Origin of the sequence: Bacteroides sp. AF39-11AC, assembly GCF_003474285.1 — a bacterium.
Taxonomy (GTDB): Bacteria; Bacteroidota; Bacteroidia; order Bacteroidales; family Bacteroidaceae; genus Bacteroides.
In genome coordinates, this window is sequence record NZ_QROH01000008.1 from 1 (window position 1) to 17,573 (window position 17,573).

Consider the following 17,573-nt stretch of genomic DNA (forward strand, 5'->3'; position numbering starts at 1 on the left):
TGTACAAGTGAACGTTCACACTTGTACAAGCGCAGGCTCTCGCAGCCGCAAGTTTTTTTTATAAAAGTTTTCGTGCAGATAACACTCAACACACCTACTTATAAATCTCTAAATCTTCACATAAATACATTGGAGCTGAGTCGTGAAGAATATAAGTCAATCGAGCCGGATTACGACGATTATCCCACAATACTAACACTGTTATAACATCATCTGCAAAATAATAAAATACAGAATAATTGGGGATCACCACCACATAACGAACGTGAGGATACTCTGTCATATGCCCCAACAAAGGATTAATTGCAATTCGATTTATTGAAACTATTATCTGTCGAAAAAGAGATTCACTGTATTTGGATGTACCATTACGTTCATCATAAAACTCAAAGATTTCTCTCATTTCCAGAAGTACCGCTTCTGTCCATTCTACTTTCCGCTCCATCTACTTAGCCTATTTTCCATTTCTTCAGTAGACACAACCTCTTTACACCGCATCTGTTCCAAAGCATTATCAATCTTATCACGCAGTTCAGAAGAAAAGTATAGAACATCATCCGGACAACGATTATTTAATAATGCCTCAATGTCTTCTAATAGCCGTTCATCGTTTACCGCCATTAGGCGTTGAAACAAAAGTTGTTTACGTTCTCCTGTCGTCATAAAGTACCGTATTAATTACATACTGCAAATATAGAGTTTTTTATTTATGATTCATTTATTTGATGCTTTTTTATATACACTTTGGTTGTTCTTTCTTTAAAGTTTCACATCTTATTATCTTATAAAGACACAAATACATTACATTCCAATATGTATCTCTTTTAATATTATAAAAACATTTTCAGATACGTCCATTGTTCGGACTAACTTTTTTTATAACTTTGCCGCAGTTTTGGTTTCACTTCCCCTACGCTACGGGGTAAGTGATGAAAAGGGAATCAGGTGAAACTCCTGAACAGACCCGCTGCTGTAAGTTCCTTCCAAGTCTTGGAACACTCTGTGCCACTGTCCGTAAGTTGGATGGGAAGGCGTTCTAAGATGGAATAAGTCAGAAGACCTGCCAGAAACAACATAGTTTTAATGCTTTCGGGAAATAAAGCAACAAAACATCGAGTCTGGCATTCTTTATTCTGCACATAAAGAAATCATTTCTCCTTGTACATATATTCCCGAAGGTAAGTCATAAATACCGTTAACAAGGATATAAATGAAAAAGATTGTATGTGTACTGTTATTATTTACCTGCTTGTCACAGATAATAATAGCACAGAATAAATTCACTCTATCAGGGAAAGTCACAGACCAACATGGTGCACCTTTAGCATTAGCAACCATTGCTATTGAGAATTCTTCATCCGGAACCTATACAGATGATAATGGCAGGTACTCCTTGAAAGTTTCACCTGGCAAACGTACATTGGTTGTATCCTTAGTAGGCTATCAAACTGTAAAAAACACCCTGGATATTCAGCAGGACAAAGTACTCAACTTCACATTACAAGAAAGTGCTGTTACTCTGAACTCCGTTGAGGTTTATGGAAAGACACAGACACAGAAAGTGAAAGAAGGAGTTTTTTCCGTCAATGCTCTCGATATAAAACCTATAGTAAATTCGCTAAATAACCTCAATGACCTGATAAACCGTACAACAGGCATTAAGGTGAGAGAAAAAGGAGGTGTCGGTTCAGACTTTGATTTGTCTATAAATGGTTTATCCGGCAATTCTATTCGCTACTTTTTAGATGGAATGCCGTTGGACACTAAAGGAAGTGGAGTTTCACTTGCTAATCTTCCGGTGAATATTATAGACCGGATTGAAATATATAAAGGTGTGGTTCCTGCCAGCTTGGGAACGGATGCATTGGGTGGTGCCATCAATATTATAACCAAACAAGAAAAGAAAAATTATCTGGATGTCTCTTATGGCATCGGTTCATTCCATACGCACAAAGCAGACTTGAATGCACAATTTGTAGAACCTAAAACAGGACTGATTATCCGACCTACTGTGGGAGTAAATTATTCAAAGAATGATTATAGGATGAAAGACGTGCAAATGCGGGATGAGAGTGGTGACAATTTCATATATGGTAATCCTAAACGCTTCCACGATGACTATTTCTCCTTACTGGGGCAAATAGAGGTAGGAGTTGCCAACAAGTCATGGGCAGATGCATTCTTCGTTTCCGCTTCCTATTCCAAGACAGATAAAGAATTACAGACGGGTTCTGTTCAAGACAAAGTATATGGAATGGCAGAAAAGAACTCAGATGCCTGGAATATCTCAGCACATTACCAGAAGCGTAATTTCATTCTGAAGAATATGCAGCTGAATGCAGCTCTCTCCCAGACTTGGGATCACTCATTGACCGTGGACACCACCTACCGAAAATATTACTGGGATGGTGGATACATAGATGGCCAGCGTAATGAAATTATGGGCAAAGAACGATCCATGCGCCATTATAAGCGCCCACTGACTGTGGTTCGAGCCAACCTGGATTATAAACTGAACAATCATCATAACTTTAACTTGAACTATCATCTGAGTCGTACCGGCAACGACCGTTATGATGATTTAGATACTACTTTCGAGCCATCCAACGATGTTGTGACCAAACATATCCTAGGCTTTTCCTACAATCAGTCGTTATTAGATGGCAAGATGGAGAATGTGTTTTTCATAAAGGATTATATCAATCACCCGAATATCCGGCAGACCGATCAGCCTAGCGTGACCGGTTCTGAAGCGGTACAAGGTTCCACAACCAAGAACTATCTAGGCTACGGTGTCGGACTTCGGTACACTGCAGCGGAAGCTTTAGCCGTGAAAGTGTCCTATGAGCATAGTGTGAGACTTCCCATCGCACGCGAACTATTGGGAAACGGTACTAATATCTATGCCAACGTAGCACTGAAACCGGAAAACAGTGATAACTTCAATGCCGGTCTATTCGGTACGTGGCATCCGGGTACCGGACATACCTTCTACTACGAAGCAAGCGGATTCTTCCGCAAGGTTGACAACTATATTCAGAGCGAAGTTGCTGAAAAAGAAGGTACAATGAAATATACCAATGTACCCGCAGTCCACATTAAGGGTGTGGAAGGAGAGGTACGCTACGATTGGCAAGGTAAGCTGCAGCTTGCCAGCAACGTCAGCTATCAAGATGCCCGCGACCAACAGAAGTACAAGAATGGCGGAAAACCATCGGCTACCTACAACAACCGTGTACCCAACCGTCCTTGGTTGTTTGGTAGTGCGGAAGCATATTATACTTTCCGTAACGTGGCATTACCAGAAAGCAAGCTACGCTTAGGTTGCACTTATCAGTGGATACACTGGTATTACCTTTTGTGGGAGGCTTATGGTGCCACTGAAGGCAAGGCACGCATTCCGGCTCAACATATCTGCAATGCTGATATTACCTACTCATGGAAACGCGGACGCTACAACATTGCTTTAGAGTGTACCAATTTCCTCGACAAGACAGCCTATGACAACTATAAGTTGCAGAAACCCGGACGCGCTTTTTTTGCCAAGTTCCGATTATTCATTAACTAATCATTAATAATTATTCAAGATGAAAAAATTCAAATTTACACTCTTGGCCTTTATGGCTGCCATGATGGCAATCTCATTTACGGCTTGTTCTGATGATGATCCTACTCCTACTCCAGATCCGGGTATCAATGAAGGTGATTATCACTTCGACCTTTTTGTAACCGTAGGTAAGCATGGCGGCATGAGCAGTAAAAACACTACCATTGTCACTAGTACCAGTACATTGACGGCTGATAGAGGTGTCATCACCGTTGAAGGAGTAGGATCGGAACTCGGAGATTACTCTATGGAGTCTATCTCAAAAGGGAAATACTATTATCAGATCCCTGGTTCCGCTGACCGCTTCGTAAAGTATCAGATCAAGAATAATAAAATCGATGTGATTGCAGAGCGCCCTTTCAAGACTAATACTTATAAGGTACGTTCCTACACACATGCCTGGATTGACGATAATACACTCGTCATCATGTCCACCAACGGCGACAAGAATAAAGTTCTTTATACGAAACTGAAAGCAGACGATTTAACTATCCTTGATGAAGGTGAAGTAACTATACCCGCTCCTACCGACTGGACAAAGCTGACAAGTTCAGGTATTCTCACCTACCGCAAGTCAGACAATAAATTATATTACTTCTACTACTGGAAAGAAAAGGCAGGCCAAACTGTTGCAAGTGAACAAGAGCCTAATTTTCATGCAGCCATCATCAACCCATCAACTATGAAGGTGGAAAAAGATATTATTTCTCCCGTTGAAGGTGAAATGGCAGGAAGTGCTTACGGAGAATTGATGCAGGACTGTGTAGCGTATGACGAAGCTGGTAATCTTTATCTGGCTTGTTTCCATGAAGAAGCAAGCGGTCTTGAAAAAGGTATGTTGCTGCGTATCAAAGCAGGTGAAACAGAGTTTGATACCTCTTACAATGGTTATTCCAATGCAGATGGTAAGTTGATGACTGTTCAGTATTTAGGAAATAACAAAGCTCTGGTATATGCTCGCAACGATAATGCACCTATTAGCGACAAAGCTGCTGCTGCAGGAATAAAGAAACCTACAGTTATTGATGCATTCTCACATTACTATGCCATCATTGACCTTACTACTGGAACCAAAACTCGCCTGAGCTACAATGGCAAAGAAATTGCTTACAGCGGTGGCCGCTTCTCGCAACGTTCCGTTATCTTTAACGATAAAGCCTACATCGGTGTAGATACAGAAGAGGATGCCAACGCCATTATCTATATATACGACATTAAAACCGGTACCGTAGAAAAGGGAGCAGAAGTGGAAGGTAAATTCTACTTCGACATGATACGTGTCGTTGAAAACGAATAATCATTTCTACTTCTTATGAGAAAGCTATTTATCCTTTTACTTCTTTGCAACCTCCCCCTCCTCTGCTCCGCCCACGAAGGGGAAAACTTCGTAGCAAGCGATATGCTCGCAAGTATGAAACCCGGCGATAAAGCCGCCCTGCTGATGGTACACTTCGGTACTACACACGATGATACTCGTGCCCTAACCATTGACGTTATCAATGCGAAAGCCCGCGAAGCATTCCCTGATTTGGAAATGCGTGAAGCCTTTACTTCCCGTATCATTATCCGTCGTCTTAAAGCACGCGGCATCGAGAAACTAACTCCGCTGGATGCTATGCTCCGTCTACGCAGTGAAGGTTACACACATGTTATTGTACAAAGCTCGAACATCATTGACGGCGTAGAGATGGAGTCACTTCGTCGAGATATGGAGAGTGTACAACCTTTCTTTAAGGAAATCCGTATCGGCACTCCCCTGCTCTATTCAGTGGAAGATGCAGAAAAGGTAGTTGAAATATTGAATAATAGACTCACCAATACGCAAAATCAAAAAGCATCCGCTAAGAAAGGTGAGCATTTCGTACTTGTCGGTCATGGCACCTATACTCCCAGCACCGCCATTTACAGCCAGATGGACTATATGCTAAAAGCTAACGGACTGAGTAACTTCCACGTAGGTACCATCGAAGGATATCCTTCATTTGAAACAATGCTGGCACAGTTGAAAGCCGGAAAGGCGAAACAAGTTACCTTGGTACCATTTATGTTCGTAGCCGGAGATCATGCCAAGAATGACATCGCTGAAGATTGGAAGGAAGCACTCGAAAAAGAAGGCTACACCGTGAATGTCCGTATGGAAGGACTGGGACAAGTACCCGAGATACAGGAAATTTTCATCAACCATATCCGCTTTATGCTGAAACATCGCATACTGGATATCATGGAAAAGAAGGTCGGATATGCTGCCGGAAAAGATGTGGAATAACAAATGAATATCATTAACAAATTAATGTACTCTTTACATAGGATACTGGGCACACTGCTTTGTATCCTATTTCTTATGTGGTTCCTCTCCGCTTTTGTGATGATGTACCACCGCTTTCCACGTGTCAGTGCAAAGGAAAAACTACAAAAGCAAGAATTACTCTCCGCCTCAGGCGACTCACTGCCTGATATCACTTCTGTCCTTTCACGTCTGCCCAAAGGAGAAAAAGTGAGAAAACTCACCTTAGACCGCAGTCTGGGGCAAACAATCTTCCATATCCGTACCAACAAAGGAATACATGAACTTCACCTGACCTCATCGGACACCTTGTCGATAATCGACAATGAACATATCCGGCAAATAGCCGCCTTATGGTCCGCCTCCCCCATTGCATACATTGACACCCTACATACACTGGATCAGTGGATACCTTTTGGTGAACTGAAAAAGGAAATGCCCATTTATAAGATACATTTTGCAGATGATGCAAAAACACAGCTTTACATAAGTTCACAAAGCGGAGAAGTATTACAACTTTCCAACAGGAACGAACGCTTCTGGGCATGGCTGGGAGCTATTCCCCATTGGGTGTATTTCACTTGGCTACGGCAAGACGCCACGTTGTGGAGTAAAACCGTTATTTGGTTATCCGGCATAGGTTGCCTTATGGTAATTGCAGGGATATGGGTTACAGTCGACGTATGGCGCAGGACACGTAAGAGTCATCGCCAAGGATTCTCACCTTACCGGAAGAAATGGTATCATTGGCACTATGTCAGTGGCATTTTTTTCGGAATATTCGTATTGACCTTTACTTTCAGTGGCATGATGTCCGTTGCCGACATTCCAGAATGGATTCATAAACCGGCTTTGAAGAGCAGTCCGCTACGTACACTGCAAGCAAAGGCGCCCCAACCAGAAGATTACACGCTGGATTATCGCACCGTGATTACCAGTTTCCCGGAAGCGCGGCAGATAGAATGGAGCAATTTCCGGAAACATCCCTACTATACCGTTAAAGATGGAAAGGGAGAACAATATATTGATGCTACGGATAGTGTACCACATACTCTGCAACTTCAGGAAAAAGAAATTCGGGAAGGTGTGGAAAGTGTATATGCTGCCGACAGTATTCCGGCACATCAACGTCCGGAGCTGCACATGACACTACTGAACCATTTTGAAACTTATTACCGCGATATGAGTAGTATGTATCGTGGACGAAGTCAACTTCCCGTCTGGAAAATAACGGTGGATGATCCTGACCGGAGTGTTTTCTATATTCATCCCGAAACAGGTATCATTCGTTATGTCAATACATCTTCCCGTTGGAAATACTGGAGTTATACGGCTATGCACCGGATGCGTCTGCCGGGTTTGAATTCAAATACCACTTTACGTAAGACAGTACTATGGATATTACTACTTGGTGGAACAGTAACTTCAGTAACCGGCATAGTGTTGAGCATAAATTATGTTCGAAGAAAATGTCGCAAAAAACAAAAACGCTTACTATGAACAAGAAAAGAACAGGAATAATCCTTGGCTGCATAATCGCCGTGGTCATCGTTTGCTTTGCAGCCTACAATTATTGGTGGGCACCTACCCGCATCCTCATCATCAATCCCCTGCCCGCACAAGCAGCAGACATCGCACTGAATAATGATTGCAGCCATATTCGCGTGAAGTGTATCAAGATGGAAGAAGTGAAAGACCTTTCCGGCTATAATGCCATCATGATGTACGGACGCGGATTGTTTCTGGACGAAACGCAAGTAGCGGAACTGGAACGGGTAGCTGCCAAAGGTGTTCCAGTTTTTACCAATGCGCTAAGACATTTCAACTTCATCGTCAACCACAATATCACCCCTGAACAACAGAAGACCCTGCAAATGTATTTCCAAAATGCTTGCAGGCAGAACTACAGGAATGCTTTGCGTTACCTGCGACACATCTCCACTCCCCATCGACTGGGGGACCGTTCTTTTGGAAATCCCGTAGAATTGCCCAACAACCTGTTTTATCATCAGGAATACGGCCAATACTTCAAAACTCCACAAGAGTTGACTGAATATCTGAAACAAAAGCAACTCTATCACGAAGGTGGGCGCAATCTTGCTTTTATCTCAGGCATCAGTTTTCCTGTGGAAGGTACCCGCGCCCATGTAGATACCCTGATCTCCCGTCTGACACAGGCAGGTTTCAACATTTATCCCATCACCGGTAGCGGTAAGGGACGCGAAGACCTGATACGTACCCTTCATCCCGACGGATTGATTTATCTGCCTATGGGACGTCTGGGAAATGACTCGCTCATTAACTGGTTACATCAGGAAAATATTCCCCTCTTCATGCCTTTCCCACTGGTACAACCGCGTGAAGAATGGCTGAATCCCAACGTACCCGTAAGTGGAGGTACACTGACGGCACGTGTAGTAGTACCCGAAATAGACGGAGGCATGGCCCCCTTATGTATTTCCACACAAAATGAGAATGAAGAAGGCTACATTCTGCATACACCGGAACCGGAACGGATGGATGCCTTAGTTGAGCATATCAGCAAATATATGTCTCTTCGCGATAAATCCAACAAAGACAAACGCGTCGCCATCTGCTACTTCAAGACACCCGGTAAAGATGCCTTGCTGGCAAGCGGTATGGAGGTGATTCCTTCTCTTTATAATTTCCTGAAACGCTTGCGCAATGAAGGATATGACGTAAGCAACCTGCCTGCCACCGTAGAAGAATTCGGAAACAGGATATACCGTGACGGTTCTGTCATGGGTTCGTATGCCAAAGGGGCACAGGAACAATTTCTGAAAACAGCACACCCTGTATGGCTGTCTACCGGACAATATGAAACCTGGGCAAAAGAAGTGATCCTGCCGGAAAAGTACAAGGAAGTGACTGACCGTTATGGAGACGCTCCCGGCAATTTATTAGCCACGGAAGACAGTATCGCCATTGCCTGCCTGCGATTCGGCAATGTGTTATTGTTTCCACAACCCCGTCCGGCATTGGGAGACGACGATTTCAAACTGGTACATGGCATGCCCGTAGCGCCGCCTCACAGCTATCTGGTACCTTATCTGTATATGCAGAAAGGTTTTAAAGCGGATGCACTGATACACTTCGGCACACATGGAAACCTGGAATATACCCCGGGAAAGAATGTGGGTTTATCACAGGCGGACTGGTCGGAAGCACTGGTAGGTAATCTGCCGCATTTCTATTTCTATACTACGGGAAACGTAGGAGAAGGCATTATTGCCAAACGGCGTACACATGCTGTACTCGTCACTCATCTGACTCCGCCTTATGCGGAAAGTGGCATGAGACAGCGATATAACCAATTACTGGAAGATATTCATAAGCTTCTGGATGAAGGAACGGAAGGACATCGTATGCTGGGAATGCGCGTCAAGAAAGAGACTGTTCGTCTGGGACTTCACCGGGACCTGGAACTGGATTCCGTACCGGACAAACCCTATACTGCCGAAGAACTGGAACGTCTGGATGCCTTTACCGAAGAAATAGCTAATGAGAAGATGCTGGGTGCATACTACACGATGGGTGAACCTTATTCGGAACGTGACTTACTGCAAACCACCCTTGCCGTCAGTGCAGATGCCCTGGCTTACGAAACGGCCAAAGCTGACCGGGATAAAGGCAAGATTACTACGGAACAATTGCAAGACTTTACATATATAGCCCACCATTATCTGCCAACGGCAAAAAAACGACTGACGGCTATGTTACAGAATCCGCCTCGTGATACGGCTGCCATTGCCCCGGACCTTCGCCCCGCATTGCGCTATCGCGAACAACTAATAGCTTCTACTGCCAATGAATTCAACGCAATGGTGCGTGACCTGAATGGAGGAACAGTTCTGCCCGCTCCGGGTGGAGATCCGGTATTGAACCCCAATGTACTGCCCACAGGAAGAAATATGTATAGCGTAAATGCTGAAACAACCCCTAATCCACGTGCATGGGAAGACGGAAAACGCCTGGCGGAAGCAACCCTGAAACAATACACCGGCAAGCATGGGGAATATCCGCGGAAAGTGAGCTATACTTTCTGGGCAGGTGAATTTATCACAACCGAAGGAGCTACGCTGGCACAAGTCTTCTGGATGCTGGGTGTGGAGCCTGTACGCGACGGACAAGGACGCGTAGTAGATTTGAGACTTGTGCCCAGCGAAGAACTGGGGCGACCACGTATTAATGTAGTGATACAAGTCTCAGGACAGCTTCGCGACATAGCCGGCTCACGTCTGAAGTTACTGACGGATGCGGTTCGCCTGGCATCGGAAGCAAAGGACGAAGCATATCCCAACTATGTGGCATCGGGAACAGTGTTACAGGAAAAGTTACTGGTGGAAAAAGGGACTTCTCCAAAACGTGCACGGGAAATGTCTGTGATGCGTGTATTTGGTCCTGTCAATAGTGGTTACAGTACAGGAATCATGGGATATACCGAGCATAGCGGATCATGGGAGGATGAAAAAGAAATCGCCCAAGGGTATCTCAATAATATGGGTGCCGCTTATGGTGATGAGGATAACTGGGGAGAGGTTCAGAAAGATTTGTTTGCCTCTGCCCTCTCCGAAACGGATGTAGTGATTCAGCCGCGGCAGAGTAATACGTGGGGACCTATTTCATTGGACCACGTATATGAATTCACCGGCGGATTATCTCTTACTGTAAAAACACTGACGGGTAAAGAACCGGATGCTTATATGGCCGATTACCGTAACCGTACCAACCGCCGTATGCAGGAGACCAAAGAGGCTATTGCTGTGGAGACGCGGACTACGATACTGAATCCGACATTCATACAGGAACGGATGAAAGGCGGTGCAGGTTCGGCACAAATGTTCGGAGAGATTTTCCGCAATATCTTTGGCTGGCATGTAATGCGTCCGTCTGCAATGGATAAGGAGATTTTTAATGACCTGTACCGGATGTACATTCAGGATGAAAATAAACTTGGAATACAGGATTATTTTCTTCGGGTGAATCCGGCATCCTATCAGGCTATGACTGCGGTGATGCTGGAAAGTGCACGGAAAGGCTATTGGAAAGCAAGCCCTGAACAGTTGAAAGCAACAGCTGCACTGCATGCACAGATAACCCGTGAGAAGGGTGCCGCCTGCACGGAGTTTGTATGCGACAATGCCCAATTACAGTCGTTCGTTGCGGATAATCTGGATGCGAAAGAGAGACAGGAATTCAATCAGGATATGAAAGCAGTATATGAAGCCGCTTCGGCCAATGGAAAAGATGTAGTATTGAAAGAAAAGAAGCTGACACCGGAACAGGTAGCACAGAAACGTACGACAAACGGATTAGTGATTGGAGGCGTGGTACTGGTGGTGTTCATTGGACTGGTTGCATTAATTAAAAGAAGAAAAAGTAAATAACTTCATAATGATTAGTGTTTAGTGATAAGTGATTAGCACCATGCGGAGTAATAGTGCAGCCACTAATCACTTATCACTAAACACTAATCACTAACAATTTACCATTCACCCAATAACTATGAATTACGTCATTCCCATATTAGCAATCTTCATCACCCTCAGCTTCCTGCTGAAGGTCGGCTTCTATCCCCGTTGGGGAACGTGGCTGACAGCACTATGTTGTGCCCTATTTGTTTTACTCATTACCCCTTGGGTAACCGAGCAATCTAAGACAGCAATAGCAGCCTTTTTTGCTTCCCGGGAGAAAATGCTGAATGTATCTGTTTGCATCACACTGGAAGCCGCCATCCTGATAACATTTTGCTTCGATTGCTTCTCCGGAATGCGTACAAGAGACACTGCATTCAAACGAAGCATCACCTTCCTGCTCCACCTTTACCCCGGTTTATTGATAGGTGGCGTACTATGCAATGTACTGGCTGAATTATTGTTCTCTTTTCCGGGCATTGATTTCAATATGCTCTCGTGGATAGTAGCCACCACCACATTCTTACTTATCGGTATCGGTGCCCGATTACTACAAATCCTATTGGGAGATAAAGCCCTGCGCTTCGAAATCCTTTTTATCGTAAACATATTCATAGTCGTACTGAGCATCATAGCTACCGGCTACTAAATAAACAGTAACTACTAAAATTATAAATATCATTATGGAAACCATCTCAAACTCACTCTTCTGGATATCCAACGGACTACTTGTTCCGGTCATCGTATTATTACTCCTGTTCTTCCTCCGCGCCATTATCCTTGCCGGAGGTTTCTTCGGAGAATTCTACCAACGGATGAAACTGCAAAAGCAACTCTCCGAAATGTTGGAAAGCATCACTCCTGAAAACATTAACGAACAGTTGCAGAGCTTGCCCCAAGCCGGGAAACAACCTATGCTCCGTTGTCTGAAAAAGCTTGCCGAGCACCGTGATAACGCCGCCTACTGCGAACGCCTGCTTGCCAACTTCGAAGTAGACGCCGAAAAAGAGTTGGGACGCTCACGCACTTTCATCAAACTCGGCCCGATGCTGGGACTGATGGGAACACTGATCCCGATGGGTCCCGCCCTTGTCGGGCTGGCTACAGGAGATATTTCCTCAATGGCTTACAATATGCAGGTAGCCTTTGCCACCACCGTGGTCGGTATGGTGATTGCCGCAGTCGGCGTCATTACTCTGCAAGTGAAACAACGCTGGTATGCCCGTGAAATAAATGATCTGGAATATCTGGACAAGACTCTGCGAAACAAAACCAATGAATAACCTTCAGCCCCATAAAAAAATATGAAACGAAACAGACTGCTTCACAACCAAACGGACTCCGACCCGATGGGTACGGTAGCAAACCTTTTTGATGTAGCCATGGTCTTTGCCGTCGCACTGATGGTTGCCCTCGTCTCCCGCTTCAACATGACCGAAATGTTTTCCAAAGAAGACTTTACCATGGTAAAGAATCCCGGAAAAGAGAATATGGAAATCATTACGAAAGAAGGGCAGGAAATCAAACGATACACTCCCAGCGAGGAACAGGAAACTTCCGGCAAGCGAGGGAAAAAAGTCGGTGTAGCCTACCAACTGGAAAGTGGAGAAATTATCTATGTTCCGGAATAACGATAGATATCCGTCACCCTTTGAATAAAAGTTAAAGAGTCCATACCTATAAACAAGGGTTTTTAACAATAGAAATACCCATCAGTGGGTATTTTCTTGCCCTCATCTTCCCCATATCTTTGCATTTCCAAACAAACGATAATTTTATGATAAAGCAAAGATTATTAACGACTCTCTTAATGGGAAGTATCGCTGCCGGTGCATGGGCACAGGCTGATAAAGGTGAAACTTCCGTAGATAAAACTGTGGATTTGAATCCTGTAGTAGTAACCGGTACGGGTACGCACCAGCGACTGAAAAATACTCCGGCACCGGTATCCGTCATCACCGCCAACGAGATAAAACGTGCCGGAATCACGGATTTCCAACAAGCCATGACCATGATGGTTCCCTCTCTCTCCTTCTCCCCGAATGCCATGGGTTCGTATCTGATGATGAACGGACTTTCCAATAAATACGTACTGATACTGATTAACGGACGTAAGGTCACGGGAGATATCAGCGGTAATATCGACATCAGCCAGATAGACATGAGCCGTGTGAAGCGTATCGAGGTTTTGAACGGAGCTGCTTCTTCGCTCTATGGTTCGGATGCGATTGCCGGTGTTATCAACATCATCACCAACCAGCCGAAAGATGAAATCTCCTTCACCACCAACAGCCGCTATACAAGAAAGAATCAGTTTTCACAAGGCCTCAACCTGGACATTGCCAAAGGAAAGCTCGCCTCTTACACTGCTTATAAATACGATCACTCGGATGGCTGGCAGAACAGTGGCCTGACCGTAGACAAGAATGATGACCTGATTGAAACCCTCGATCAGCTTTCCATCGGCTACAGCATGAATAACTTTTCTCAGCAATTCACCTACGATGCTACGGAAAAACTCTCGTTCTATGCCAACGGCGGATATTACTGGCGCATGACCGACCGCCCCGCCAAACGTGACGGCATGACAGGCGGAAATGATTATAATACGCATTACGAAGGCTACAACTGGGGTACAGGAGCCAAGTACAGACTGAACAAACGCTCCTCCATCCAATTGGATTATGTAGGCAACAATTATACTTCGCGCTACAAATATATGCTGGCGGCCGGTGATTACCAACCGGGGGACTACGCATTCACCAAAAGACAGAAATTTCATGATGCCGAACTGAAAGGTATCTTCGGTTTCACCACCAACAGTACTACTGTCTTCGGAGTGGACTACCGCAAGGACATTCTTGTTCGTCCCGATGCCGATGTAGACAAGGGAGTATATACTTTGTCGGGCTACGGACAGCATGAAGTAAAACTGTGGGATCACTTCACGGGCATCGTCGGTGCACGCTATGACTATCATGAACAGGCAGGCGGACGTTTCACCCCGAAAGTGGCAGCCATGTACAATATTGGAAACTTCAACGTACGTGCCACGTATGCAGCTGGTTTCCGTGCTCCCGGCGTAGACGAATTGTATTACAGCATGTTCAAGAAAATGGGTAGCAAATACACCATCTCCATCGGTGACGCCGACCTGAAGCCTGAACACAGCAACTACTACTCCATCAATATGGAATACCGCACCAACCGTTTCAGTGCCTCCGTTACGGGATATCTGAATTATCTGACAGATATGGTGTCTTCCAAAGTAACCGCATTCAATGATTTGTCCGCTGAGGCCCAGCAGCAACTGAAAGAAGAATTCCCCGAACTGGCAGACTTATCATCTACCAAGAATGTGAACCTGAAAGAATACATCAATTTTGAAAAGGCTACCGTCCGTGGTTTTGAGGTGAGCTTGTCAGGCAATCCGTTCGCCGGATTTACGCTGAATGGTAACTATACCTACGCTTATGCCCGTGGTAAAGGTGAAGAAGGCTGGCAAAACATTCAACGCAGCATCCGCCACACGGCAACCATCAGTGGAAACTATGCACATTCATGGGGCGACTACACCATGAACCTCAACCTGAACGGCCGTCTGCAAAGCAAATGCTACTATCCGGGAGATGCCGACGGAGATGCTCCGGGTTACGGTATCTGGAACCTGAACACCCGCCACTCCTTCGATTGCTTCAGCAGTTTCTTCCTGGAACCCGGTATCGGTATCGACAATATCTTCAACAAGAGGGATATGAGACCTCTGACGAAGAACTTCACCCTGTACTCACCGGGACGTATGTTGGTGGTGAGTCTGACTTTAAAACTAAAGAATTAACGCATAACAACTTATTATTGACATGAAACATCTTTTCATCACTCTTTGTTTACTGAGTGTGGCCCTCTTCTCCTCTGCACAGGGGGAGAAGACTGCCCTTCTCATTACCCATTACGGAAGTTCGGACCCTGATACACGTGCACTGACGCTCGACGTAATCACCCGTGAGGCAAAAGAAACTTTTCCGCAGTTTGAAGTGCGCGAAGCGTATATCTCTCCCATTGTTCGGCGCAGGCTGGAGAAGCAAGGCGTTCATAAAGACAGTCCGGTAGATGCACTGCTGAAACTCAGAAGCGAAGGATATTCGCGTGTACTGATACAGAGTACAACACTGATTGAAGGAAGTGAAATGACTTCCGTCCGCCGCGATGCGGAGAGCGTGAAACCCTTCTTTAAAGAAATAAAAGTGGGTAATCCATTGCTTTATACAGTGGAAGATTGCGAAAAGGTCATCGAAATTCTGACACAGGAACAGCCCGGAAAGAAAGAGGACGTCATCTATGTGGGACACGGCAATCAATTGCCAAGTACCGCCACTTACGCCATGCTGGACTATATGATGAAAGCCCACGGACTGAAAAACTTCCACGTCAGCACCATCGAAGGTTATCCTACACTGGACGCTACACTGGCACAGTTGAAGGAGACACGCCCGAAACAAGTGACACTGATACCGTTGTTGCTGGTATGCGGCAATCATACGAAAGAAGACATCGTCGGAGTATGGAAACCGGAAATGGAAAAGGCAGGTTATCAGACCAATGTCCGTATGCAGGGACTAGGCGAACAACCCGCTATCCGGAAGTTATATATGGAACACATTGAGGCGTTGCTGAAATAGCTACACCCTTTCCCTCTTATGGCTACACCTTTTGCCCCGGATGGCTACACCATTCCAGGCAAAGGGTGTAGCCCTTTTTACACCCTTTTATACCCGAAATTTAGAGAATAGAATGTATCTTTGCATGATAGAAATATAAGCGATATGAAACAGCCAAAGATAATAGTTGCCGGCATCGGACCGGGCAGCGAACAAGACATTACGCCTGCGGTTCTGGAAGCGGTTCGCGAAGCGGATGTAGTAGTGGGATATAAATATTATTTCCGTTTTATCCAGCCTTATCTCCACCCTGAAACAGAATGTATAGATACGGGTATGAAGCGGGAACGCACTCGTGCGGAACAGGCATTTGAATTGGCAGAACAGGGAAAAACGGTTTGTGTCATCAGTTCCGGTGACGCAGGGATTTATGGAATGACTCCGCTGATTTACGAGATGAAGCGGGAACGGAACAGCAACGTCGAAGTGATTGCCTTGGCGGGTATCAGTGCTTTTCAGAAAGCGGCTTCACTGCTGGGTGCTCCCGTGGGACATGATTTCTGTGTGATTTCCCTTTCCGATCTGATGACACCGTGGGAACGGATCGAGCGTCGCATCCGTGCGGCAGCCATGGCTGATTTCGTAACGGCTGTATACAATCCGAAAAGCGAAGGGCGGTATTGGCAACTCTATCGACTGAAAGAGCTGTTTCTCGCAGAAGGACGCGCTCCGGAGACTCCGGTAGGTTATGTACGCCAAGCCGGACGGGAGGAACAGGAAGTGCATCTGACGACACTCGCTGATTTCAATCCCGAAGAAGTGGATATGTTTACGGTCATCCTGATCGGTAACTCGCAATCTTATGCGTGGAACGGCAAGTTCATTACTCCCCGGGGATATTATAACCGTCCGGATAAGGATGAACAACCGACTAAGGGGATAGGTCAGGACATTATGATACAAAGTTTCCGGACCATTGAGTCGGAACTAAAGAATAAGAATATTCCTCTGGATCATAAATGGGCTTTGCTGCACGCCATCCACACCACGGCTGATTTTGAAATGGAAAAGCTGTTGTATACGGACAAAGGTGCTGTGGAAAAGCTTTATCAGAAAATAACGGACGGTCGGCTGAAAACGATTGTTACGGATGTGACGATGGCTGCCAGCGGTATTCGCAAAGGAGCTTTACAACGGCTGGGGGTAGAAGTGAAATGTTATCTTTCCGATGAACAGGTAGCGGCAATGGCAACGGAAAAAGGGATCACCCGTACACAAGCCGGTATACGTCTGGCGGTGGAGGAACATCCGGATGCCTTGTTCGTATTCGGTAATGCGCCGACGGCTTTGATGGAACTTTGTGATCTGGTACGTAAAGGAAAGGCTGCACCAAGCGGTATTATTGCCGCGCCTGTGGGCTTTGTACACGTACAGGAATCCAAGCACATGGTGAAGCCGTTCATGGAAATACCCAAACTGATAGTAGAGGGACGAAAAGGAGGAAGTAATTTGGCTGCAACGCTGGTGAATGCAATCTTGTGCTACAATGATGCGGAACAGTTAAGGCCAGGACGGGATGTGTAAATAGA

13 protein-coding genes and 1 riboswitch are annotated in these 17,573 nt (G+C 45.3%); of the genes, 11 read left to right on the forward strand and 2 right to left on the reverse strand.

Annotation, left to right across the window (positions count from 1 at the left end):
- Positions 1-94 precede the first annotated feature (94 nt).
- Complete coding sequence (locus tag DW036_RS17435; RefSeq protein WP_118465526.1) at positions 95-445, reverse strand: type II toxin-antitoxin system RelE/ParE family toxin; 351 nt, start codon at positions 443-445, stop codon at positions 95-97.
- Positions 430-663: a hypothetical protein gene (locus tag DW036_RS17440; protein ID WP_118465527.1), complete on the reverse strand. Its 234-nt coding sequence runs from the start codon at positions 661-663 to the stop codon at positions 430-432. Before DW036_RS17440 ends, DW036_RS17435 begins: the two co-directional genes overlap by 16 nt.
- A 216-nt stretch (positions 664-879) precedes the next feature.
- Positions 880-1,083: riboswitch (cobalamin riboswitch) on the forward strand.
- A gap of 127 nt (positions 1,084-1,210) precedes the next feature.
- On the opposite strand from DW036_RS17440, the gene DW036_RS17445 reads away from it, so the two are divergent.
- From DW036_RS17445 to cobJ, 11 genes are all read left to right on the forward strand, one after another.
- Positions 1,211-3,568, forward strand: coding sequence for a TonB-dependent receptor (locus tag DW036_RS17445; RefSeq protein WP_118465528.1), 2,358 nt, complete (start codon positions 1,211-1,213; stop codon positions 3,566-3,568).
- A gap of 19 nt (positions 3,569-3,587) precedes the next feature.
- Positions 3,588-4,904, forward strand: coding sequence for a hypothetical protein (locus tag DW036_RS17450; RefSeq protein WP_118465529.1), 1,317 nt, complete (start codon positions 3,588-3,590; stop codon positions 4,902-4,904).
- Positions 4,905-4,919: 15 nt separating this feature from the next.
- Positions 4,920-5,873 (forward strand): sirohydrochlorin cobaltochelatase, encoded by a 954-nt coding sequence (locus DW036_RS17455; RefSeq protein ID WP_118465530.1) that lies wholly within the window; start codon positions 4,920-4,922, stop codon positions 5,871-5,873.
- Positions 5,874-5,876: 3 nt separating this feature from the next.
- Positions 5,877-7,391: a PepSY-associated TM helix domain-containing protein gene (locus DW036_RS17460; RefSeq protein WP_118465531.1), complete on the forward strand. Its 1,515-nt coding sequence runs from the start codon at positions 5,877-5,879 to the stop codon at positions 7,389-7,391.
- Positions 7,388-11,299, forward strand: a complete 3,912-nt coding sequence (locus DW036_RS17465; RefSeq protein ID WP_118465532.1) for a cobaltochelatase subunit CobN — start codon at positions 7,388-7,390, stop codon at positions 11,297-11,299. The genes DW036_RS17460 and DW036_RS17465 overlap by 4 nt, the downstream gene beginning before the upstream one ends.
- Before the next feature lie 118 nt (positions 11,300-11,417).
- Positions 11,418-11,975, forward strand: coding sequence for a hypothetical protein (locus DW036_RS17470; protein WP_118465533.1), 558 nt, complete (start codon positions 11,418-11,420; stop codon positions 11,973-11,975).
- A 34-nt stretch (positions 11,976-12,009) separates the two neighbouring features.
- Positions 12,010-12,609 carry a MotA/TolQ/ExbB proton channel family protein gene (locus tag DW036_RS17475; RefSeq protein WP_118465534.1) on the forward strand — a complete coding sequence of 200 codons (600 nt, stop codon included), beginning with the start codon at positions 12,010-12,012 and terminating at the stop codon, positions 12,607-12,609.
- 21 nt (positions 12,610-12,630) lie between these two features.
- Positions 12,631-12,957 (forward strand): DUF2149 domain-containing protein, encoded by a 327-nt coding sequence (locus DW036_RS17480; protein ID WP_007213923.1) that lies wholly within the window; start codon positions 12,631-12,633, stop codon positions 12,955-12,957.
- A gap of 146 nt (positions 12,958-13,103) precedes the next feature.
- Positions 13,104-15,164, forward strand: a complete 2,061-nt coding sequence (locus DW036_RS17485) for a TonB-dependent siderophore receptor (RefSeq protein WP_118465535.1) — start codon at positions 13,104-13,106, stop codon at positions 15,162-15,164.
- Between the two features lie 22 nt (positions 15,165-15,186).
- Positions 15,187-16,005: a sirohydrochlorin cobaltochelatase gene (locus DW036_RS17490; protein WP_118465536.1), complete on the forward strand. Its 819-nt coding sequence runs from the start codon at positions 15,187-15,189 to the stop codon at positions 16,003-16,005.
- A gap of 144 nt (positions 16,006-16,149) precedes the next feature.
- Positions 16,150-17,568, forward strand: coding sequence for a precorrin-3B C(17)-methyltransferase (gene cobJ, locus DW036_RS17495; protein ID WP_118465537.1), 1,419 nt, complete (start codon positions 16,150-16,152; stop codon positions 17,566-17,568).
- The last annotated feature ends 5 nt before the right edge of the window (positions 17,569-17,573 follow it).